General features: G+C 39.7%; 21 protein-coding genes and 1 pseudogene. 9 read left to right on the forward strand and 13 right to left on the reverse strand.

Annotation, left to right across the window (positions count from 1 at the left end; translation table 11 throughout):
• Positions 1-5 precede the first annotated feature (5 nt).
• Complete coding sequence (locus P20429_RS17010) at positions 6-707, reverse strand: spondin domain-containing protein (protein ID WP_007580506.1); 702 nt, start codon at positions 705-707, stop codon at positions 6-8.
• A 184-nt stretch (positions 708-891) separates the two neighbouring features.
• Between P20429_RS17010 and P20429_RS17005 the strand changes: the two genes are divergently transcribed.
• Both P20429_RS17005 and P20429_RS17000 read left to right on the forward strand, forming a co-directional pair.
• Positions 892-1257 carry a DUF4870 domain-containing protein gene (locus tag P20429_RS17005; protein WP_007580507.1) on the forward strand — a complete coding sequence of 122 codons (366 nt, stop codon included), beginning with the start codon at positions 892-894 and terminating at the stop codon, positions 1255-1257.
• Positions 1258-1485: 228 nt separating this feature from the next.
• Positions 1486-1920, forward strand: coding sequence for a YqaA family protein (locus P20429_RS17000; protein WP_007580508.1), 435 nt, complete (start codon positions 1486-1488; stop codon positions 1918-1920).
• Positions 1921-1937: 17 nt separating this feature from the next.
• On the opposite strand, the gene folX is transcribed toward P20429_RS17000, so the two are convergent.
• From folX to ycaO, 7 genes are all read right to left on the reverse strand, one after another.
• Complete coding sequence (folX, locus tag P20429_RS16995; RefSeq protein ID WP_007377309.1) at positions 1938-2294, reverse strand: dihydroneopterin triphosphate 2'-epimerase; 357 nt, start codon at positions 2292-2294, stop codon at positions 1938-1940.
• A 4-nt stretch (positions 2295-2298) separates the two neighbouring features.
• The gene (gene folE / locus P20429_RS16990; RefSeq protein WP_002962341.1) at positions 2299-2853 is read right to left on the reverse strand and encodes a GTP cyclohydrolase I FolE; all 555 of its coding nucleotides are present in this window, start codon (positions 2851-2853) and stop codon (positions 2299-2301) included.
• A gap of 22 nt (positions 2854-2875) precedes the next feature.
• Entirely contained in the window at positions 2876-3595 is a 720-nt protein-coding gene (folM, locus tag P20429_RS16985; protein ID WP_007580509.1) for a dihydromonapterin reductase, read from the reverse strand.
• Between the two features lie 225 nt (positions 3596-3820).
• The gene (nadE, locus tag P20429_RS16980; protein WP_007580510.1) at positions 3821-4651 is read right to left on the reverse strand and encodes an ammonia-dependent NAD(+) synthetase; all 831 of its coding nucleotides are present in this window, start codon (positions 4649-4651) and stop codon (positions 3821-3823) included.
• 68 nt (positions 4652-4719) lie between these two features.
• On the reverse strand, positions 4720-5349 hold the full coding sequence (locus tag P20429_RS16975) for a YceH family protein (RefSeq protein WP_007580511.1): 630 nt from the start codon (positions 5347-5349) through the stop codon (positions 4720-4722).
• 43 nt (positions 5350-5392) lie between these two features.
• Positions 5393-8755, reverse strand: a complete 3363-nt coding sequence (locus tag P20429_RS16970) for an ATP-binding protein (protein WP_007580512.1) — start codon at positions 8753-8755, stop codon at positions 5393-5395.
• A 115-nt stretch (positions 8756-8870) separates the two neighbouring features.
• A complete protein-coding gene (ycaO, locus tag P20429_RS16965) occupies positions 8871-10631 on the reverse strand; it encodes a 30S ribosomal protein S12 methylthiotransferase accessory factor YcaO (RefSeq protein ID WP_007580513.1) in 1761 nt (586 codons plus the stop codon).
• Positions 10632-10787: 156 nt separating this feature from the next.
• On the opposite strand from ycaO, the gene P20429_RS16960 reads away from it, so the two are divergent.
• The 4 genes from P20429_RS16960 (at position 10788) to P20429_RS16945 (ending at position 15950) form a co-directional block, all read left to right on the forward strand.
• Positions 10788-13073, forward strand: coding sequence for a penicillin acylase family protein (locus P20429_RS16960; RefSeq protein WP_007580515.1), 2286 nt, complete (start codon positions 10788-10790; stop codon positions 13071-13073).
• Between the two features lie 79 nt (positions 13074-13152).
• Positions 13153-14001 (forward strand): MBL fold metallo-hydrolase, encoded by an 849-nt coding sequence (locus P20429_RS16955; protein ID WP_007580517.1) that lies wholly within the window; start codon positions 13153-13155, stop codon positions 13999-14001.
• A gap of 99 nt (positions 14002-14100) precedes the next feature.
• Positions 14101-15633, forward strand: coding sequence for a bifunctional GNAT family N-acetyltransferase/carbon-nitrogen hydrolase family protein (locus P20429_RS16950; protein WP_007580519.1), 1533 nt, complete (start codon positions 14101-14103; stop codon positions 15631-15633).
• Entirely contained in the window at positions 15633-15950 is a 318-nt protein-coding gene (locus P20429_RS16945; protein WP_007580521.1) for a multidrug efflux SMR transporter, read from the forward strand. Before P20429_RS16950 ends, P20429_RS16945 begins: the two co-directional genes overlap by 1 nt.
• 70 nt (positions 15951-16020) lie before the next feature.
• Here P20429_RS16945 and P20429_RS16940 read toward each other — a convergent pair whose 3' ends face one another.
• Positions 16021-16899 (reverse strand): DMT family transporter, encoded by an 879-nt coding sequence (locus P20429_RS16940; RefSeq protein WP_193371812.1) that lies wholly within the window; start codon positions 16897-16899, stop codon positions 16021-16023.
• A gap of 239 nt (positions 16900-17138) precedes the next feature.
• Here P20429_RS16940 and P20429_RS19130 point away from each other — a divergent pair.
• Positions 17139-17521 (forward strand): annotated as a pseudogene (locus P20429_RS19130) (MAPEG family protein).
• Positions 17522-17595: 74 nt separating this feature from the next.
• Here the strand turns inward: P20429_RS19130 and P20429_RS16935 are convergent.
• The 3 genes from P20429_RS16935 to P20429_RS16925 form a co-directional block, all read right to left on the reverse strand.
• Positions 17596-18807, reverse strand: a complete 1212-nt coding sequence (locus P20429_RS16935) for a TonB family protein (RefSeq protein WP_007580529.1) — start codon at positions 18805-18807, stop codon at positions 17596-17598.
• A 9-nt stretch (positions 18808-18816) separates the two neighbouring features.
• Positions 18817-19191, reverse strand: coding sequence for a BlaI/MecI/CopY family transcriptional regulator (locus P20429_RS16930; protein WP_007580531.1), 375 nt, complete (start codon positions 19189-19191; stop codon positions 18817-18819).
• Positions 19192-19293: 102 nt separating this feature from the next.
• A complete protein-coding gene (locus P20429_RS16925) occupies positions 19294-19986 on the reverse strand; it encodes a pseudouridine synthase (protein WP_007580533.1) in 693 nt (230 codons plus the stop codon).
• Between the two features lie 109 nt (positions 19987-20095).
• Here P20429_RS16925 and P20429_RS16920 point away from each other — a divergent pair, with 109 nt between their 5' ends.
• Positions 20096-20401 (forward strand): DUF6482 family protein, encoded by a 306-nt coding sequence (locus P20429_RS16920; RefSeq protein ID WP_007580535.1) that lies wholly within the window; start codon positions 20096-20098, stop codon positions 20399-20401.
• 40 nt (positions 20402-20441) lie between these two features.
• Positions 20442-20849 (forward strand): GNAT family N-acetyltransferase, encoded by a 408-nt coding sequence (locus tag P20429_RS16915; RefSeq protein ID WP_007580537.1) that lies wholly within the window; start codon positions 20442-20444, stop codon positions 20847-20849.
• Positions 20850-20859: 10 nt separating this feature from the next.
• On the opposite strand, the gene P20429_RS16910 is transcribed toward P20429_RS16915, so the two are convergent.
• Positions 20860-21216 (reverse strand): HopJ type III effector protein, encoded by a 357-nt coding sequence (locus P20429_RS16910; protein ID WP_007580539.1) that lies wholly within the window; start codon positions 21214-21216, stop codon positions 20860-20862.
• Positions 21217-21236: the final 20 nt, after the last annotated feature.

A 21236-nucleotide genomic window follows, 5' to 3' on the forward strand; every position in this document is an offset into this window, starting at 1 on the left:
TGCTCCTACTTAACTGTAACGGTTAATTGCGCTACTGGGTTTAACCATCTGTGTACTGTATTACTTAAATCGCTATTTCCCGCTTCTAAATCGTCATCACCTAAGCTACCTGGGTGAATATGGATGCTTGTATTTGTATCACCACTTAATATACCTGTACCGCCAGTGCCAGCGTCGCCACCTGGAGCCGCAGGAATACCCGGAGTACCTGGAGCGCCAGAGCCTTCAACTACAAGCTCATTGTTTTGTTCTGTGCCTGCATCGTAAGCATTTAAATTAATTGTGTAAGTACCCGCTTCTGTTGGGATTTTCCAGCTGTTTAAGCCTACAAAGCCATCATTAGTTGGTAGCATCATTGCAGTTAAAGATAGGTACTCGTTACCGTCGGTAGTGGTAAGTGTTGCCGTTGTAGATGCGGCTGGTGCAAGTAAGCCTTCAGCTGGATTTGCAGCCATATCACTGCCCGCTGCAGTTGCTTGTGCAACTAGCTCTGCAATATTGCCGCCTTCAGCCATTGTTTGTAATGCTGTAGATGCTTGCGTTGCTACTTCAAATAGTGTGTCTTCGCTGTTGTGTGCTGTAATTAACAGTGGAGTGAAGTGAATACCCTTGGTTAGGTTAGTAACTTTTAGGTCTAATTCTGCGGCCATAGTCGATTGGCTAGCTGCCGCTAAAAGAATTGCAATTGTTAATGTAGAAGTTTTCATTATTATTCCTGTAAGTGATGATTCGAGTTAAGTATTGAATAATCGTCTCCAGAAACTCTCACAAACTTATCACTTTTTTATCACAAGACTTTACGCTGTGATTTTTAAATACAAATACGTTGGTTGATTTGTAGACATTTGTTTAGTTAAGAGGCAACATACATAAAACAAAAAGGAGAGTGTTATGGAAGAAAATCAACAGGTTGAACCAGTTAATAAAGATGACCGTATGTGGGCTATGTTATGCCATTTGAGTGCGCTTGCCGGATTTATTGTGCCGTTTGGCTCAATAATTGGGCCATTAATTGTGTGGTTAATTAAAAGAGATGAGATGCCAGTTGTTGACGTGCACGGTAAAAAGGCGCTTAACTTTCAAATAACGATGGCAATTGCATATGTAGTTTGTTTTTTACTGATGTTTGTAGCAGTAGGCTTAATATTACTACCTATAGTGGCAATTTTTGGGTTTGTAATGGTTGTAATGGCAAGTATTAAAGCTAATGAAGGTAAAGAGTTTAATTACCCGTTTAGTTTAAATTTGATAAAATAAACACACAGTTTATTTTTATACCAATTGCATTAAATTAGTGATCTATTATAGCGATAAGAAAATAGCTCAATAACAAGGCTAAAATTATGATACATAGTTGTTCTATATGAATAATTTTTAACGTAGTTAGTGAGTTATTTAATACGCTAGAATGATCATGCTTTTAATAAAATTGGTATTATAAACCCAGCTATAGGCTGGGTTTTTACGTTTAGCCATAAGGGCATTATGCTTTATCTCACGTTATTTATTAGCGCATTTATATCTGCCACATTACTGCCTAGCTCTTCTGAGGTGATAATGGTGGGGATGATTGCCCAAGGTAAAGTTAATTTATGGCTTATGTGGTGCGTAGCAACACTTGGAAATGTATTGGGAAGCTGCGTTAATTACTGGTTAGGCACGCAGGTACTGCGTTTTAAAGATAAAAAATGGTTTCCGGTATCGCAAAAAGGGCTTGATAGCGCACAAAAGCAATTTAATAAATACGGTGTGTATAGTTTGTTGTTTGCTTGGCTGCCAGTAGTAGGCGATCCGCTAACTGTAATTGGGGGGATATTTAAAGTACGCTTTAGTATGTTTTTATTACTAGTAACACTAGGCAAAGGCGCGCGCTATTTAGCGGTTATCGCCCTTACCGTAGGATTCGAAAAGCTTTTTTAAATAAGTTTTTTAAGACCTTATTTAGCCCAATCAAGCGTTAACGACACCGAGTCGGCAAAACGCAGTGCATGCGGTTTATCAACACGTGCTTTAGCGTAATGAACACTTGGGTGTGAGTGACAAACCGCAAGAATTTCAGCCACTAATTTTTCGAGCAGTAAAAAGTGGCCTTGCTCTACTAAGCTAATTACTTCTTTGGTGATCACTTTATAATTAAGTGCTTGGTCAACTTCATCCGTTTTACATGCGTCATCAGCAGGGTAGTGAATCTCTAGGTTGATCACTACATCTTGCTTTTTTTCACGCTCATCGGGGTTAAAGCCAATAAACGTGCGCAGGCGCAAATTAGTAACGTTAATAATTGCATTAGCCATAGGGTTAACCTTTTATAAGCTGCAAAAATTCGTTGCGTGTTTTAGGGTCGCTTCTAAAGTTACCTAACATTACTGATGTACGCATGCTTGAATTTTGCTTTTCTACACCACGCATCATCATACACATGTGTTTTGCTTCAACAATAACGCCCACACCTTTAGCGCCAGTAACTTCTTCAACTGCTTTAGCGATTTGATGCGTTAGCTGTTCTTGAATTTGAAAACGGCGTGAAAACATATCAACAATACGTGCAAATTTAGACAAGCCCAATACTTTACCGTTTGGAATATAAGCAATATGGCAACGGCCAATAAAAGGTAGTAAATGATGCTCACACATAGAGTAAAGCTCTATGTCTTGCACTAACACCATGTCGTCAGCGTCAGATGTAAATACCGCTTTATTAGTTATTTCATCAAGCGTTTGACGATATCCTTGCGTTAAATATTCCATTGCTTTTGCAGCACGTTTTGGCGTATCAAGTAAGCCTTCGCGGTTAGCATCTTCGCCTACTGCGGTGATGATTTTTTCGTAACTTTCTTTTAATTCATTGTGCATAAATATCTCAGTTTATTTATATTTACTTTAAATGACGGCCGCCATCAACAGGCAAAGAGCGCCCTGTGATGTAGTGGCTTTGTAATAGTAAATCAATGCTATTGATAATTTCTTGGCATCCGGGTTCAATGCCCATTAATGATTTTTTAAGGGTCTTAGCTCGATATTGCTCATCGTCATGTTCATTAAAAATAATGAGTGATGGAGCAACCGAGTTCACTTTTATGTTTGGCGCATATTTAGCGCTAAACGATTTAGTTAAGTTATCGAGAGCTGCTTTACTTGCTGCATAAGCTAAGTGTTTAGGGCTGCCTGTTTCAACTACATAATCAGTAAGGTGAATTATATCAGCAGGTACTTTTTCACTTTGCTGATAGTTTATAAGCAGCTCAGCGCACATTAAATTAATTAAATACGGTGTTTTGGCGTGTATACGCATCATATTATCGAACAGTACTGCAAAGTCAGGATTGTTAGCTTCGCAGTCCCAGCTTGATGCATTGTGAACAATAGCGCGCAGCGATGTTGTATGCTCTTTAAGCGTATTTATAAATGCACTTATACCGTCATCGGTACTAAAATCGGCATAAATACATACAGCGCCTAGTTGCTCTAATTTATCAACAGCGTTGTGGCGAGTACGATACGTAATAATAACAGCCTGCCCTTGGGCTATATAATGCTGAGCGAGCGCTAAACCAATACGTTGGCCTGCGCCGGTAATTAAGATGGGCGATGTCATATAAGGCAGTGTTCTCTTTGGCGGGTAACTTATACCAATATTGTTAAAACATGATCGATCTATCGCTACTTTCTTAGGGCTATAATAGATCACTAATTTAACGCAATTGGTATTATAAAATTTAAAGCGTTAATTTATTAAAATATACGCAGTTTCTTAATCTGTCGATCAAAAAAGCAATTAATCCTCAAAGGCGTTAATTGCTTTATTTTATTTACTAAAACATTAATCGTAAATTGTCGGAATTGGTTGGCGCTTATGTTGTGTACGCATGTAAATACTTACAAGCTTTTGTTCAACGTCTTTAGAAACAGATTTACCTTCTAAAAAGTCATCAATTTGCTCATAACTCAAATCAAGTGCTTCTTCATCGGTAAGCCCCGGGCGATCGCTTTCTAAATCAGCTGTAGGTGCTTTATCTACTAATAAAGCTGGGGCACCGAGTGCAGTAGCAAGTGCACGCACTTGGCGTTTTGATAAACCAAATAGCGGAGCTAAATCGCACGCGCCGTCACCAAATTTAGTATAAAAACCAGTAATGTTTTCAGCACTATGATCGGTACCCACTACTAAGCCTTGGCAAAAGCCTGCAATTTCGTACTGAGCAACCATACGTTGGCGTGCTTTAACATTACCTTTAATAAAATCTATCTGAGCTTGCTCAGGCAGTGCTTCACCACAGCCAACTACAGCAGCTATCGCTTGCTCATGCAATGCATCAGCCGCAGGTTGTACGTTTACGGTCATACGTTTACTTGGCTGGATAAAATCAACCGCCATTTGCGCTTCGTCTTCATCGGCTTGTACGCCATAAGGTAAGCGCACAGCAATAAATTGGTATTTGTTAGTATCGTGTTCTTTATTTAGCTCGTTTACGGCAAGTTGACATAAGCGGCCGCAAGTTGATGAGTCAACACCACCACTAATACCCAATATTAGTGATCGTGAGTGAGCTGCTACTAAACGTGCTTTAATAAAAGCAACCCGGCGAGTTATCTCAGCATTTACATCAATAGTTGGCTGAACCTTCATTTCAGCCATAATTTCGGCGCGCATTGCCAGCTCCTTATAAAATTTAATATGTGATACGCAATAAACTTATTATGTGATTTAGTCTTAATTAATTAAAGTTTTAAATGAGCTTTTATTTTGCGAAGCTCTACTTTTAATTCTTCTACTTCTGCCAGTAAATCACTTAATTCTTTATCTTTAATTACTTCGCTTGGTAGAGCAACAAAGGCATCGGCGGGATTATTTTGTTGTTCGCCAAATAAATGAATGTATCGGCTGTCGCGTTTACCTGCTTCTCGTTCTAATTTACGGGCGTAATCGCTTTCAATCAGTTTATTGAGCGCTGTTTCTACTTCATTTACGTTATTAAAATCAGCAAGCCTAGCACTGCGAGTTCTTAATTCACCTGGGGTTTGGGCACCACGTAAAAGTAATAAACAAACAATGGCACGTTGCTGAGCAGAAAATTGCAGATTACTAAACTCAGTGTTGCAAAAGCGGTGGTCGTATTTATTTACGCGACCAGAAAGCCCTTCATCTATAGTTACCAAACGCATGTCTATTAGTTCATCAAGTGCGTTTTGCACGTCACTATCTGTAAGATTTAACACAGGATCGCGATTAGACTTTTGATTACATGCGTTCACTAGAGCGTTTAACGATAGCGGATAATGTTCTGGCGTTGTGCTTTGTTTTTCTAGTAAGCAACCAAGAATACGTTGTTGATTTGCTGATAACTGCATAAATAATCTCAAATTAGTAAGCGTATTTTATTAGCTTACACCTTTATTGGATACCAAGCCATTGCTGGAGTTTAGGTTTTAGAGCGGCTAAATCGAGCGGCTTACTTAAATAGTCGTTCATGCCTGCTGCTAGGCATTTTTCTTTATCGCCCTGCATGGCATTGGCTGTAAGTGCAATAATAGTAATATTTTCATTACCCTTACCTGCATCGCCTTCTCTAATGGCTTTAGTGGCTTGGTAGCCATCCATTTCAGGCATTTGGCAATCCATTAAAACTAGTTTATATGGCTTACCTTGTTTTGCATTGAGTTTTACAATTGCCTCAAGCCCATTTTCAGCAATATCAAAAGTCACACCTGCTTGCTTTAATAGCGCCGAGGCAACTACTTGGTTTATTTTATTGTCTTCAACGAGCAGTAGTTGTGGCTCTGATGAATCGAGTACTGGTGCTTTAGTTAGTTTATTTTGTAGTTGTGCTTGTTGCTGCTGTTGTTCAATGTATTTATCGTTAGTGAGTGAGTCAAACAAATCAGAAGGTGTGAGTGGTTTGAAAATCATACAGTCGACTTCCATACCTACTTTAGACTCCTCTGGTGAATAACTCATTGGCGCCATAAGAACTAACTTGCAACTATGCATATTTATAAAGTTTTTAAGCGCAGTTATATGCGTTTGCGGCGCTTTTTCAAAAAAGTAGTAATCAACTAAAATAGCTTCAGGGTGGGTGGTTACATTATTTAAATAATCATCAACCTCAAGATAGTCATGTATGCAATTAACCTTTGCACCCCATACCGTGAGTTGTTTGCTGGCTGTATTTGCATTTAACGAGCACTCATCAATAATTAAAATATGTTTGTTTTTAATTAAATGACTCGGTAAATCTTGTTCTTTACTTAAGCGAGGCTGTATTTGTATTGTGAAAGAAAATGTACTTCCTTCACCTTGCATGCTGTTTACACTTACTTCACCGTTCATCAGCTCACACAGTTGTTTTACTATGGCAAGGCCAAGCCCTGTGCCCCCAAACTGGCGTGTAGTTGAGGTATCTGCTTGTGTGAATGAGTCAAATAACGACGCTTGTTTTTTAGGGTCAATACCAATGCCAGTATCAATAATCGAACATTGTAGGAACGAGCCATCCGTTGTTTCATCCACTTTGGCGGTAATAACTACTTCGCCATCAATAGTAAATTTAACGGCGTTGCCAATTAAGTTATTCAAAATTTGGCGTAAGCGGTTCGGATCACTAATTATTTCGCTAACTGTAATTTGAGTGGCATCTAAAATAAGTTTTGTATTGTTTTGCTCTACTTTTAAAGCAAACGACTCAACCACTTCTCCTAATAACCGAGGTAGGTTAAATTGCACGTTTTCAATATCGAGCTTACCGGCTTCAATTTTAGAAAAGTCTAATATGTCGTTAATTATATTAAGTAAAGATTGAGCTGATGACTGAGCAAGTTCAATATGATGCTTTTGCTGTAGGTCTAGTTGCGTTTGCTTAATTATATTAAGCATGCCTAAAACACCATTCATTGGTGTGCGAATTTCGTGGCTCATACTTGCTAAAAATTCACTTTTAGCTTCAACAGCTTGTTCTGCAGTTTCTTTGGCGGCAACCAGCTTTTGTTCAGTTTCAATTCGTTGCTGGCTCGAGTGCAAGCTGCCTATTAACGCTGCAACGGCAATTAAAAAGCTTTCTTCGTTTTTAGACCAGTGGCGCTTGGATTGACATTGCTCGGCGCAAACAACGCCTATAGCACCACTTCCCGCAGGAATAATTATGCACAGCATTGATTTAATCTCGAGTGGCATTAAATACTGCTCTTTAATTGGTGCGAGTATTGGGTGTTCTAGTGCATCGGGTGCATTAAATACTGCTTGATGATCTATTGCATTAAAAAAGCCGGGGTTGTTTTTTCTTAGCCAAATAGAGTCAATTTTGTCACTAGACGAATGTTTGCTATGTATGGCAAAGGGGCTTAGTTGAGACTTGTCTTCATTAAAAAACCAAATACTGGCACGTTTAATATCGAATGCTTGGCAGATTGCTTCAGTGATAATATCTTTCGATTGGCTAAGTTGCCCATTTAATATTAATTTATTAACGGTAAGAGAAGCTAAAATTTCGTTATGTAATGCGGTTTTATTATTTTCTAATTCAATTTTTTTACGGGTATCAATATTCTGTAGTGAGCCAAAAATGCGTGTGCATCGTCCATTCTTTCGTTCTGCTTCACCATGTACGAGTACCCAAACAGATTCACCTTCTGCATCCATTACTTCTAATTCAACTTCGTAGCTTTCACCATATTTTATGGCTCGTTCAATTAAAGGTTTAATTGTTTCTCTGCTAGTGCCTTTTCTAAAGTAGTTTAAATCTTTAGGCCATTCTGGTTGGTTATTTAATGGGTATTTAAATAGTTTTTTGGTCATATCAGACCAATACACTTGTTTAGTTTCTAAGTTAAATGACCATGCGCCTATTTGAGCTAGATCACTCATTGCTTCAAGCATTTTTTCGTTTTGTTGCTGACGATTAAGCATTTTCAAAAAGAATAAAAAGGCCCAAATTAATAATCCGCAAATAATAATAATCGATAACCGAAGTGGCCATATTGATGAAATAGGAGGGCTCCAACCGATTTTTGGCGCTACATATAACTGCCAGCTGCCGCCTTGAAAATTTAGAGTGAACTCAAGAGGATCTTGCTGAATAATATTTTGATTGCCGAAAAAAAACTCGCCTTTTTTACCTAAACCATTACGCCCTTGAATGGCAACGTTGTACTGTTTTTCTAATTCGTAAACACCAGAGTTGATATAAACCTTGTCAATATCGAGTACAACCGACAACAACCCCCAAAACTCATTATTAGGAGGGGTATACACCGGAACCCTGGCGATTAATGCTTCCCCCCCCTGAACTAATGTTAGCGGTCCTGCCATAATAATTGTGTTGGTATCGCGGGCTCTAAGTGCATCAGTACGCTGATTTTTATTATCTAAAAAATTAAGGCCAATTGCTTTTTCGTTCCCTTTTAAAGGATAGGTCATTTGAATGACCATATTGGGAGCGCCACCAATATTACGAAGTTCATTTGATGTATCAAAAAGAGGGGCTGCGATTTGTTCAAAGCGTTCTTGTTCTAAACCCGGTTCTGCGGCAACGGCAACACCTAAACCCCGTACTAGTTGAATATTAGAAACTAAGGTTGATTCGAGTTGAGCTCTATAAGTACTTACTTCTGAAAGAATTTGTAGGCGGTGAGCATCTTTTACACGATTATAGTTAATACGATCAAGAACAACACCAACTAGTACAGTTAGCGTAAGCGATAACCAAAAGGTCAGCTTAAAGTTATGAACATTCGTTTTTTTGTTATTACTAGACGGTGGCATTAGCTACATCGTGGCGTTAATTTAGGCAAATTAACTATAGCTAATTTATGACATAAATGAAAACGGCGCATTAACAAATGCGCCGTTTATTTTTTATAATTAGTAGTTTAGCGAGTTACGAATCGCTAACTTCACGCGCCCAATGATTTTGCTTTGCTACGTGTAGCTTGCGGTAACCATCAAGTAGTGCCGCATGCTTTTTAAAGCCTTCAAGCGATAAACCTGGAAAAGTTAAACCGTTAAACTGCTTTTTACCTTCGGCAATTTCTATAGCCAGCGCTACATTATTAGCACCAAACATTAAGCCTAATGCATCTTGGTAATCAGCGTATTCGCGCTCGTCATCGTATTTAATTTCAAGAATCGCTTTTAAACAGCGGAAGTGGCGCATTGCATCTTCGTTTACTTGGCCCGTATGAAGTATCCAATCAACCCAATCAATGGCTTCTTCGCTGCCTGCGGCTAAGCATAGGTGCGCTTTAAGCTCACCTATACGCAGTGTGTGCCATGGTGTGTCGGCATCAGTTGCTAAGCCAATAAATTCTGCGGCGCGGATAATATCGCTATGACCGGCTTCTTCTAGGCTGTCGTAAATTTCCATCCATTGCTCTGCATCGTACTGATCAAGCGATAGGAATGCTTCGCGAAATTTTGCGCCTTCGTTGTTGTTGCGCCAAATAAGCTCATCAACTGGATAAATGTCTGACATGCCCGGTACTAAAATACGACATGCGTATACGTTTAGGTGCGTGTAATCCATGATGTAGATATCGTGATCCATGCTGTGAATCAGGTCAGTACAGAAGTTATATTCTTGCTCTGTTGTGCCGCTAAAGTCCCAGTGTACAAATTCAAAGTCAGGTTTTGCACGGAAGAAATCATGCGAAATCAAACCGCTTGAATCAATAAAGTGCAGTTCAATGTTTTCTGGTGTTGCTACTTCATCGTTATCAAATGTTGCAGGTTGGAATACATCTAGTTGATCTAAACGACGACCTTGTAGTAACTCGGTAACGGTACGCTCAAGCGCTACTTCAAATGAAGGGTGAGCACCAAAAGAGGCAAATACAGAACCATCAGTTGGGTTAATAAGCGTTACGCTCATTACTGGGTAAATTCCCCCAAGTGATGCATCGGCAATACGTAAATGAAAGCCATGGCTGCGAAGCTCTTCACACGCTTCGTGAATTTTAGGATATTGCTTAACAACATCTTCAGGCACGATTGGTAAACAAATGCCTTCGGCGATGATGCGGTTTTTAATCGCGCGCTCAAATACTTCTGATAAACCTTGTACGCGAGCTTCAAACTTCGTGTTACCTGCGCTCATACCGTTCGATACAAAAATATTACCAATAACGTTTACCGGAATGTATACGTCTTGGTTATCGCGTTGGCGAGTGTAGGGCAGGGTACAAATGCCACGATCAATATTGCCAGAGTTAAAATCAAAAAGGTGTGATGCGGTAAGTTCGCGCTCTGGGTCAAAGTAATCCCATAAGCTTTCATCCATAATACCTTGTGGTACTTCGTCGCCTTCAACTTTAAACCATTTTTCGGTTGGGTAATGAGTAAACTCGCCATTGGCAAATTCTTCACCTAGATAAAAGTCTGCAAAAAAGTAGTTACAGCTTAAACGCTCAAAGTATTCACCGAGTGCTGAGGCAATAGAGGCTTTGTCGGTTGCGCCTTTACCATTGGTAAACATAACACCGCAGTCACTGTCTTTTATATGAACCGAATAACAGTTAGCTACAGGGTTAAGCCAAAGCGCTTCTTCAACATTAATGTGTAGGGCTTCAAGCTTGTTTTGCATGGTAGAGATTGACGATTCTAGGTCGCGGTCTTTACCTTTGATAAATGTTTTTTCAGTCATATTGATCTCAACTAGTTCTGCACGATGTGTGGAGCTGACATTATCGTGGATTTTGATGTTTATTTCACCCTTTGCGAGCAAGAACATTATTATTTAATAAAACTGTGGTTATTATATGTGCTTAACGCTTGGTCAAAACGTGCAAAGGAAAGGTTGATGTTTAAAGTAATCAAACGCTTGTTATTATTAATTGTGATTTTAGGGCTGGCAAGTACCGCCGTTGTTTATGGTGTACTTAGTTTAAGTTTACCTGTCCTTGATGGAAACGGACGTAGTAACGCGGTAGTAGAGCCCGTAAAAATTTCGCGCGATGCACTAGGGCAAGCAGTAATAAACGCCAATAGCCGAAACGACGCTGCCTATGGTTTAGGTTATGCGCATGGGCAAGACCGCTTTTTTCAAATGGATTTACTAAGACGTAATGCCGCAGGCGAGCTAAGTGAGTTATTTGGCGAAGCCGCGTTGGGGCTCGATAAAAAGATGCGTTTTCATCAATTGCGTAAACGCAGCCAAATTATTTTACAAACGCTGCCTGAGACCGATAAGCAATTACTTAAACGTTACGCTCAAGGTGTAAACGAAGGTTTAGCGCAAGTAGGGTATTCAAGCTTTGAATATTTACTAACCGGTGCAACACAAAAGCCATGGCAAAGCGAAGACAGCCTACTTGTGATATTTAGCATGTACCTTGATTTACAAAGCGCGACATTTGAACGTGACCAAGCACTCATTCAAATTGAGCAAGCGTACACAAAGCAAATGGTTGATTTTTTAACGCAACCGAGTAAGTACCAAGCCGCACTTAATGGCAGTAAATTAGCGCCTTATAGCGGCGGTATACCTACTTTGCCCACTCAAACAGAGCATACAGTTAAAAGTATTGAAGCCAACCAAGAGCGCGGCAGTAATAACTGGGCTGTTACGGGAACGCTAACTAAAACAGGCGCTGGTATGGTGTCGGATGATATGCATTTATCGATGGCAGTACCTGTAATTTGGTACAGAGCTCAGCTAAATTATATACAAAATGGAAAACCTGCTCAGGTAACCGGTGTATCGCTGCCCGGAGCTCCGGCAATTGTTGTTGGCACTAACAACAATGTTGCATGGGGATTTACTAACGGTTATTTAGATACAGCCGATTGGATTGCATTAAACGATGATAGTAAAACATGGCAAGTAGATGAACCTATTGCATTACCCGATGGGGAGGTTGAAAACTATTCATTACTACTCAGCGAATATGGCCCTGTAAAATACATTAACGAAAAACCTTATGCATTGAGCTGGGCTGCACATCAGCCTTACGCCGTTAATATGCAACTATTAAAGTTAGAGCAAGCCAAAACAGTAGATGATGCACTTGCCGTAGCAAGCGATGTAGGAATACCTGTGCAAAACCTAATGGTGGTAGACAGCCTTGGTAACGCAGCGTGGAAAAATATGGGCGGTATACCGGCGCGTAAAACGCCAAGTGAGCTTGGCGTAAATGCCGATGACTACTCAGCGCTTTGGCAGCAAACCGAATTAGAACGTCCCTTTATTAAAAACCCACAAAGCGGCAGATTATGGACTGGTAATTCTCGCGTGGTATCGGCTGAAGATAACGCGCGTTTTGGCAATGGTGGCTATGCACTCGGTGCACGTTCGAGTCAAATTCGCGATAGATTATTTGAAAAACAAACATTTGCAGAGAGCGACTTTTACGCACTACAGCTCGATAATCAAGCTCGCTTTTTAATGCCTTGGCATGCTCTGCTATTAAAGCAATTAAAAGCCGATCAAACCAAAAATCAGCAATATATAACAGCGCTCGAAGATTGGCAGCAATGTGCGTGTTCAACCTCCATAGGGTATACCTTAGTTAAGCGCTACCGCGATGAAGTGATTAATATTTTATTTAGTAATATTGAAAGCCAATTAAATAAACAACAAGGCACACTTAAATACGTAAAACGAGATTTAGAGCCCGCAGTATGGCAGCTTATTAATAACAAACCCGATACGTGGATAAACCCGCAATTTAAAAGCTGGGATGCACAATTACACGGTGCATTTAACCAAACTATTACTAAGCTTACAGAACAATTTGGCAATAACGTACAAAGCTGGCAGTGGGGCAAGGTAAATGAGTTAGTGATAGAGCATCCATTTGCAAAGCAAATGCCGTTACTTGCTAAGTTATTAAATATGCCTACAGCTACGGGTTTTGGTGATAGTTACATGCCTGCTGTACAAGGGCGTAGTTTTGGCGCATCGCAACGCTTTATTGCTCAACCTGGGCATTTAGAGCATGCAATTATGGCTATTCCTGGTGGGCAATCGGGGCATCCATTATCTGAATTTTATAGAGCGGGTTTTAGTGATTACGTAGAGGGTAAACATACACCTTTATTGCCGCAAACACTTATGCATCAAATAGTCATAAGTCCTATTAAATAACGTTTAAGTGATAAGTGAGTGAGCTTAAATAGTGATAAAAACGTTCTATATTTATTAATTCATACAACAGAGAACAAAAATGAAAAAAATACTACCCGCATTAATAACAGGTTTATTACTAAGTACAGCAGCGCAAGCCGACGAGGGACCAGTAACAGCACAAAAGCTAAGTGAGCATGTATACGTATTATTTGGGCAAGGCGGTAATATTGCAGCAAGTGTAGGTGATGATGGCATTTATATTATTGATGATCAGTTTGCCAAGTTATCAGACGATATTAAAAAAACGATTAGCGATTTAAAACCAGGCAGTGCAGAGTTTGTTATTAATACGCATCATCATGGCGATCATACCGGTGGCAACGAAAACTTTGCTAAAGCGGGTGCGCACGTTATAGCACACGACAATGTACATAAACGTTTAGAAGAGCAGCATGGCGAAGGGTCAGACTTTTTACCGCGCATTAGTTTTGGTCACGATTTAAAACTGCATTTTAATAATGAACATGCCCATGTAGTGCATTACGAACATGCACATACCGATGGAGACTCGGTTGTCTTTTTTAGTAACGACAACATAGTGCACATGGGCGATATTTACTTTAATTTTGGCAGCTTACCGTTTGTTGATGTAGATAGTGGCGGTAGCGTTGATGGTATTTTAGCGGCAGTAGACGATGTAGTTAAACAAATTGACGACAACACTAAAGTAATACCAGGACACGGTAAGGTAAGTGACCGTTCAGGACTGATAGCGTATGGTAAACTAGTTCAAAACGCGAAAGATGTGATGCTAAAAGCAATGCAAAATAATGCAAGCTTAGAGCAAGTACTTAAAGCCGATCCATTGGCAGAACTTGGTCTTGAATACGCAGGCTGGTTACCAAAAGAGAAAGTAACCACACTCTTTTATCGCAGTTTAAAGTAGTACATCTAAAGTAAAAAACATGATACAAAGCTGAGTGTATTCTTGATTTAATCGAGCGTGCATTCGGCTTTTATTTTCTTATGCCTAAAGGAGTTGTGTATGTCGGCAGAAAAAACCCATCTTGAAATTTGTAACTTAACCAGAGAGCAATATCCGCAAATTAAAACCTTGATGGATCAAGCGTATCCCGACTTAGGTGGTGCGTGGCCAAGTCATACCATTTTTAGATTAATAGACCAATTTCCTGAAGGGCAAATCGGTATTGTAGATGACGGCGTGCTGGTGGGCTTAGCGCTGAGCGTACAAGTTGATTACACACGTTTTTCAAACCCGCATACATACGAAGATATTGCAGATGGTCACGACCGTGTATTTAGCGATACCGATGGCGATGCGCTATATGGCTTAGATGTGGCCATTAGCGAAACTCACAGAGGCATGCGCTTAGGTCGTCGCCTTTATGATGCCCGTAAAGAACTGTGCCGCCAATATAACCTACGCGCTATTTTAGCGGGTGGACGTATTCCGCGTTATTACAATCACAGTAATGAAATGACGCCAATGGAATACATTGCAAAAGTAGATCAGAGAGAGCTATACGATCCTATTTTAAGCTTTCAGTTATCTAACGATTTTCAGGTAAAGCGTTTACTTAAAAAGTACCTACCGGAGGATCAAGAGTCAGTTGGTTACGCCACTTTACTTGAGTGGAATAACATTATGTATGAACCAACCGATACGGTACTCGAGTCAACTAAATCAATCGTGCGTGTAGGTGCTGTGCAATGGCAAATGCGTTGTGTTGAATCGGTTGAAGAAATGCTAAAGCAGGTTGAATACTTTGTAGATACCGTATCTGACTACAAAAGCGACTTTATACTATTCCCTGAATTTTTTAACGCGCCATTAATGGGCTTAGGAAATCAAAGCAACCAAACTGAAGCGATTCGTTATTTAGCGGAATATACCGAAACGTTTAAAAACGCGATGTCGCGTATGGCAATAGAATACAACGCCAATATTATTACCGGCTCTATGCCGCTTGCCGAAGACGATAAAATTTATAACGTAAGTTATTTATGCCACCGCAGCGGTAAAATAGACGAGCAACGTAAAATACATATTACCCCGCATGAACAAAACGATTGGGTTATTCAAGGCGGCGACAAAATTGCTGTATTTGAAACCGATGCTGGGCGTGTAGGTATTCAAATTTGTTATGACGTAGAGTTTCCTGAGCTTTCACGCATATTAGCAAAACAAGGGTTAGATATTTTGTTTGTCCCATTTTGGACCGACACTAAAAACAGCTACTTACGTGTGCGCCATTGTGCACAAGCGCGTGCAATAGAAAACGAATGTTATGTGGTTATTGCAGGCTCGGTAGGTAACTTACCACAAGTAGAAAGCCTTGATGTGCAGTACTCACAATCGGCTGTGTTAACGCCATCGGACTTTTCGTTCCCGCACGATGCAACACTTAACGAAGCCACACCTAATACAGAAATGCTGTTATTTAGTGACCTTGATATGGATAAGCTTAAAATCCTTCATAGCGAAGGCACAGTGCGTAACTTAAAAGATCGCCGCGAAGATTTATATGAAGTTATATTGAAAAAGAGAGATGTTTAATGGCGTGGATTTATTTGGTTATTGCCGGTTTACTTGAAATTGGCTGGCCGATAGGTTTAAAAATTTCGCAAAACTCAGATACTCGCTGGCAGGGCATCGCAATAGCGGTGGCATTTTTAGTCGCTAGTGGTTTTATGTTGTGGCTTGCTCAAAGGCAAATATCAATGGGCACCTCATACGCGGTGTGGACAGGTATTGGCGCTGCTGGTACGTTTTTAGTCGGTATATTGTTTTATAACGATGCAGCTACATTTGGTCGTATTGCGGGAGTATTAATGATTATTAGCGGTGTGATAACACTTAAAATAAGCTCTTAATTGGTAATTTGAATAAACGCTTAATTATGAATAGCGCAGGTATAAAAGCCTGCGCTTTTTTATGTTGCCATTAATTCGGCAACATAACCAAAACAGCGGCAATGGCTATGAGTATTAAGCCTGCAGTATCTTGTTTTTTAAGTGGCTGCTTTAACCAAAGTACGGCAATTAGCATGGTAAAAAAGACTTCAATCTGTCCAAGTGTTTTAACATAAGCAACATGTTGTAAGCTCATTGCACTAAACCAGCCAATAGAGCCGACACAACTAAAAACACTAATTGCGGCTGTAGTACCTTTGTATTGCCATAGTTTACTAAGTGTTTGCGGCTCTTTTAATAATAAATAGCCCAGTAGTATTAGTGTTTGAAAGCTAATTACAAACAGCAAAACCCAAGCGGCTGAGTGTGGGAATAATAATCCTGAGTTTAAGCTCGCTTCACGTACCCACAGTGAGGTAAGTGCAAAGCAAGTACCACAAGCAAGGCCTAGTAATGCCGTTTTAGCATTAAAGTGTTTAACGCTTGTTATGCCGCTGAGTAGCAATACGGCAATAGCGCCAAAAAACACACCAAGCCAACCGAGTAAAGAAAGTGCCGAGCCAAAAAATAATACACCTAAAATAGCAGCCACTAACGCCTCGCTTTTGGCAAGCCCAGCACCTACGGCGTAATTATTCATTTTAAATAACTTAACCATTAAACCAGTGGCAAGTATTTGCATCACACTTGCGCCTATAATAAATCCCCAAAAGGCATTATTAAACGTAGGCATGGCGGTATCTTGATATTGATAAAGGCCATATAAATACACGGCAGCAATAGGGCCTGCAATAATAAAGCGGGAGAGAGTTACGCCAGCCACACTCACATCGTTACTTAATTTACTTTGCAGGGCATTACGCCATGCTTGCATAAAGGCGGCTAAAAAAGTGAAAAATATCCAGGTCATGGTCGTCATCGTTAAAATGTAAGGCAGTAAAGTTAACAAGCTTTGTGAAGTAAAGCGATGCATTAACTATGATGTTGAATATTCATCATCTGCGACATTATGTCGCATGGGTTTGAGGATATATTTAGCTATAGTAAGCCTGATGTTATTGTTAGCCGCCAGCGTTTGTCATAAAACGTATCTGGCGGCTTTTTTATTGCGCTTATGCTAAATTATCCGAAACATCAAAAGGATAAATTATGACAACATTAGTTGTATGTGCATTACTTGCGGTATTAATGCCTTACTTTGCAAAAGTGCCGGTTGCTATAGCAATGGCAAAATTAGGTCGATACGACAATAAACATCCAAGGGCGCAACAAAAAAATTAACCGGCTTTGGTGCACGGGCGCTCGCTGCTCATCAAAACTGTTTTGAATCGCTTGCTGTTTTTGCTGTCGCTATTGCAGTTGTACTGGGCACTAACTCTGTAGGTGCAGTGACCGAAACGCTAGCGGTTACGCATATTGTGTCGCGTATTTTGTATTGCGTTTTTTACTATATGAACCTAGATATAATTCGCTCATTAGTGTGGTTTATTGGCTTGGGTACAGCCATTACCATGATTGTGGTGAGTTTGTAGGTTTATACTTTAAAACCACAAAGCAAGCAGCCTAAAAGGGCGCTTGCTTTGTAGTCTTGAAAAATCTAATAAAGTTAGTGCGATACTTTAATTCGCTCTATTAAATCGGTATTAGCAACTTCATTGTTTATTGCAAAATCGAGCTGTACAAGTACGTTTTGATAACCCATTGATGAGGGTTTGTATTGCCACTGTCTTAGCGCCTTTTTAGCTTCACGGTCAAATATGGCTTCAGGCTTTGCACTAACAACAGAAACATTAGCGGTTTCACCATTGGGAGTTATATCGTACTTTAATACAACAGAGCCGCTGATGCCTTGTTGAGCTGCTTGTATTGGATAAGCCGGTTCAATGCGTATTGTTGGTGAAATATGTTCCTCTTGCGTTTTATTTACTTCTGGTTGCTTTGCAATTGCTAATCCGCTTAGCATACTTGCGGCTACAAGTAATAAGCCACCTTTAGCAAGCTTTGAACGCTCCCCGCTGTGTTTTATATTAATTAGTCGTTGTAACATGGTTTTTTTATCTCCGTAGTGTGAATAAGCCATAATTCCTGTGGGCGCATTTGCCGCGCAGTTTATTAAGGCTTTGCTATATAAAATATGTTGTTGTGTGGTTTTATTGCTAAGTACCCGTTCATCACAAGTCAGCTCTTGTAGTCGGCGCATGCTTGCGTAACAAAACCAAGCTAGTGGGTTAAACCAAAGTAAAATAGTAGGTAGTAATATAAGTGCGTTTGTTAGGTTGTCTTTGCGTTTTATGTGTACGTTTTCGTGCTCTAAAATAAGCGCTAATGTGGCTTTATCAAACTGGGTATTGTAGTTACTCGGTAACACCAGCTTGCTGTTTAAAATACCGACAACCATTGGCGTGGCTACATGTTGGCTGGTATAAGTTTTAACATCAGCGGTAAGAGTGCCTTCAAATTGTGTTAACTCAGTTAACTGCAGGCTTTTAACAAAGCGGGTATGCGTAATAAAGCTAGCTATTAATAACCCTGCGGTAATAAGTACATATATGAGCGCCCAGCTAATACCCATTTCATGTGTAAAAGGCTGGTTAGGGGTGATTAAGTAATGGCTAATATTGCTATTTTGCAGTGGTTTAATCGCATTTGGTAAATTAGCAATAACCAATGCCGCAGGTAATAGCCATGCTAATTTATATACAAACCGCGAGCCAAGGGCTTTTAAACCAAATCGCTCGAGTAAAATAAATCCACAAAACAAAATGCTTAATAGTAATTGCTGCTCAATCAACCAATTAAAACCAGTTTGAATAACCATGTTAATCCCTTACTTTTGGTTTTTTTCCCAGTCATCTATAACTTTTTTAAGCTCGTTTATATCTTGCTGAGAAAGCTGCTCCGATTTAGCAAAACCACTTACAAGTGGCGCAATACGCCCACTAAAAAAGCGCTCAATAAAGTTTTGGCTTTCTTTTAAGGTGTAGTCGGCGCGCTCCATACACGGCATATAAATATACTGACGACCTTCTTTTTCAAATGTAAGTGCGCCTTTTTTTACTAGTCGACCTAGTAGGGTTTTAATGGTTTTTTCGTGCCATTGCTTATCGTCGCTTAAGCGCTCAATTATTTGGCTCGCGGTGGCGGGGTAGTTAATCCAAAGTGCGTCGAGCACGTCAAACTCTGCTTTTGATAACTCAATCATGCTATTGCCTACAAATGTAATCTTTAATTAAAGACTACACCTGTAATCTATAATTGCAAGTTTATTTTTTAAATTTTTGAGATGTAATTAAGTGACTTGGTATTAGACTTTTGAAATATCGTTTTTATTAATTTGTATATATTGGTTTTCAGGTAGGTTTAGTTTTGAAAGGGTGAGGTCACTAAATTGCACTCTAAATAAATCAATTACTTTATATCCGCAGTAATGCGCCATTTTACGTATTTGTCTGTTTAGCCCTTGTTTTAAAACAATACTAAACTGATTGCTGGCTATTTTATTTACTTCACAAGGCAGGGTTATGTGTTTATCAACGGGTACGCCTGCTGCCATTTTTTTACAAAAAGCATCGTCTAAAGGCTTATTTACGGTGACTAAATAATGTTTAGGCTGGTGGAAGTCAGGATGTATTAGTTGATTACAAAAATCCCCATCGTTGGTCAAAATAAGCAAACCGCGAGAGTCTTTATCTAATCGACCAATAGGGTAAACGCGGGTGAGTGTGGGCAAATGGTGAATAAGGCTGGCTGGGTCATCAATATTTAATTTACAGTCAATACCTACTGGTTTGTGGTACGCAAAATAAACTAAATCGGCAGCACCTTTAATTTCTTTTTCGTTCACAATTATTGTGTCTTGCTCATCAACGTGATCTATATGATTTGCTGGGCGATTATTTACAGTCACCACACCTTCATCAATTAAACGCGATGCCTGTTTACGAGAACAAATACCTGCATGGGCAATATATTTAGCGAGTCGGATTTTTGTGCTCATAACGTGTGACGCCAGCGGCTAATAAAAATTTGATCGTGATTATAGCAAAGCTGCGTATCGATAATGTTAAATAACCAGAACTCAGGTTAAATATAAAAAGGTAGCCAAGATGGGTATTAAATTTTCACAGTTAAAAAAGCACGAACCGCTACAAAAAGTCATTGTTCACTCGTTAGATATGGCGCTTTATCAAGTATCGGTAATGATTAATAACGTTGAATATTATGTAACAGAAGACAGCGGTGAGTTTTTAAGAGCGCTCAGCCCACTGCATGTTCAAGAGCGTTTTGAAAAAATAGCGTATGCCGAAATGGTACTGCGCCAAACAAGTGCTTACGATGAAATGTGCGGTCAGCCGGATAAAACCAGCAGCAATATGCTTGAAGTACCTTACGGTAAAAATAATCTTTATTGATTGAGCTAATTTGCTAGTATCTACTTTTTAAGGGCGATAAATGTATCAATTAAAAGTAGATAATACCGATGCGTTAAACTCAGCGCTTCGCGCACAAATGGTTGAATTTAACGCCCAGCATTTTGATGCGCAAAGAGTGCCATTAGGCTATAAATTTACTGATGAGCAAGGCGAGCTTGTTGCCGGTATTAGTGGGTGTGTGTTTGGAAATTGGCTGATGATTGGTTGGCTTCGGTGTAGCGATAGTGCACGAGGTAAAGGGCTTGCAGATAAACTGCTAACGGCACTTGAACAAGCTGCTATTGAGCTAGGAGCAACAACTGCTCAGCTTGATACACTTGATTTTCAAGCAAAACCTTTTTACGAAAAGCGCGGTTATAGTGTTAAGTATCAACTTAATAATTACCCACGCTCAGGTACGCGTTACTTTATGGAAAAGCCACTTTAATTTTTGCTGGCTATTTTTCTTTTAGTGGCTCGCCTTCAAAGGTAATACCTAAAAAAGGTGTTGCCTCTGGTGCTAACATAAAAGTGCGAATATTTAGGTGATCATCGCCTTTTGGGTTTTGCAGCACGTCGTCTCGGTAAAACTTACCAAAACAATCCAACGTATTTTGTTTACTTAAATCGTTTAATTTAGCAAACGCAAAAATTTTACATGAGCCGTTGTTCTCACTCGCAGCGCTAAGTAATCCATGGTTATTAAAGCCACATGCAGTAAAGTCGTAATTTGCTTCAATCACCGCCATTGTATCGGTAAATTGAATGCTTTTTGGGTTTTCAGCAAGTGCTTTTAAATAGTTATTTAGTGTCATGTGTTACCTTTGGATTTTTA

This window comes from Pseudoalteromonas sp. BSi20429 (assembly GCF_000238895.1).
GTDB classification, from domain to species: domain Bacteria; phylum Pseudomonadota; class Gammaproteobacteria; order Enterobacterales; family Alteromonadaceae; genus Pseudoalteromonas; species Pseudoalteromonas arctica.

What these genes read in the sequence shown, in the direction of transcription:
- P20429_RS17010 (WP_007580506.1), bottom strand. Translation starts at nt 707, where the DNA reads ATGAAAACTTCTACATTAACAATTGCAATTCTTTTAGCGGCAGCTAGC.
- P20429_RS17005 (WP_007580507.1), top strand. Translation starts at nt 892, where the DNA reads ATGGAAGAAAATCAACAGGTTGAACCAGTTAATAAAGATGACCGTATG.
- P20429_RS17000 (WP_007580508.1), top strand. Translation starts at nt 1,486, where the DNA reads ATGCTTTATCTCACGTTATTTATTAGCGCATTTATATCTGCCACATTA.
- folX (WP_007377309.1), bottom strand. Translation starts at nt 2,294, where the DNA reads ATGGCTAATGCAATTATTAACGTTACTAATTTGCGCCTGCGCACGTTT.
- folE (WP_002962341.1), bottom strand. Translation starts at nt 2,853, where the DNA reads ATGCACAATGAATTAAAAGAAAGTTACGAAAAAATCATCACCGCAGTA.
- folM (WP_007580509.1), bottom strand. Translation starts at nt 3,595, where the DNA reads ATGACATCGCCCATCTTAATTACCGGCGCAGGCCAACGTATTGGTTTA.
- nadE (WP_007580510.1), bottom strand. Translation starts at nt 4,651, where the DNA reads ATGCGCGCCGAAATTATGGCTGAAATGAAGGTTCAGCCAACTATTGAT.
- P20429_RS16975 (WP_007580511.1), bottom strand. Translation starts at nt 5,349, where the DNA reads ATGCAGTTATCAGCAAATCAACAACGTATTCTTGGTTGCTTACTAGAA.
- P20429_RS16970 (WP_007580512.1), bottom strand. Translation starts at nt 8,755, where the DNA reads ATGCCACCGTCTAGTAATAACAAAAAAACGAATGTTCATAACTTTAAG.
- ycaO (WP_007580513.1), bottom strand. Translation starts at nt 10,631, where the DNA reads ATGACTGAAAAAACATTTATCAAAGGTAAAGACCGCGACCTAGAATCG.
- P20429_RS16960 (WP_007580515.1), top strand. Translation starts at nt 10,788, where the DNA reads ATGTTTAAAGTAATCAAACGCTTGTTATTATTAATTGTGATTTTAGGG.
- P20429_RS16955 (WP_007580517.1), top strand. Translation starts at nt 13,153, where the DNA reads ATGAAAAAAATACTACCCGCATTAATAACAGGTTTATTACTAAGTACA.
- P20429_RS16950 (WP_007580519.1), top strand. Translation starts at nt 14,101, where the DNA reads ATGTCGGCAGAAAAAACCCATCTTGAAATTTGTAACTTAACCAGAGAG.
- P20429_RS16945 (WP_007580521.1), top strand. Translation starts at nt 15,633, where the DNA reads ATGGCGTGGATTTATTTGGTTATTGCCGGTTTACTTGAAATTGGCTGG.
- P20429_RS16940 (WP_193371812.1), bottom strand. Translation starts at nt 16,899, where the DNA reads ATGACCTGGATATTTTTCACTTTTTTAGCCGCCTTTATGCAAGCATGG.
- P20429_RS16935 (WP_007580529.1), bottom strand. Translation starts at nt 18,807, where the DNA reads ATGGTTATTCAAACTGGTTTTAATTGGTTGATTGAGCAGCAATTACTA.
- P20429_RS16930 (WP_007580531.1), bottom strand. Translation starts at nt 19,191, where the DNA reads ATGATTGAGTTATCAAAAGCAGAGTTTGACGTGCTCGACGCACTTTGG.
- P20429_RS16925 (WP_007580533.1), bottom strand. Translation starts at nt 19,986, where the DNA reads ATGAGCACAAAAATCCGACTCGCTAAATATATTGCCCATGCAGGTATT.
- P20429_RS16920 (WP_007580535.1), top strand. Translation starts at nt 20,096, where the DNA reads ATGGGTATTAAATTTTCACAGTTAAAAAAGCACGAACCGCTACAAAAA.
- P20429_RS16915 (WP_007580537.1), top strand. Translation starts at nt 20,442, where the DNA reads ATGTATCAATTAAAAGTAGATAATACCGATGCGTTAAACTCAGCGCTT.
- P20429_RS16910 (WP_007580539.1), bottom strand. Translation starts at nt 21,216, where the DNA reads ATGACACTAAATAACTATTTAAAAGCACTTGCTGAAAACCCAAAAAGC.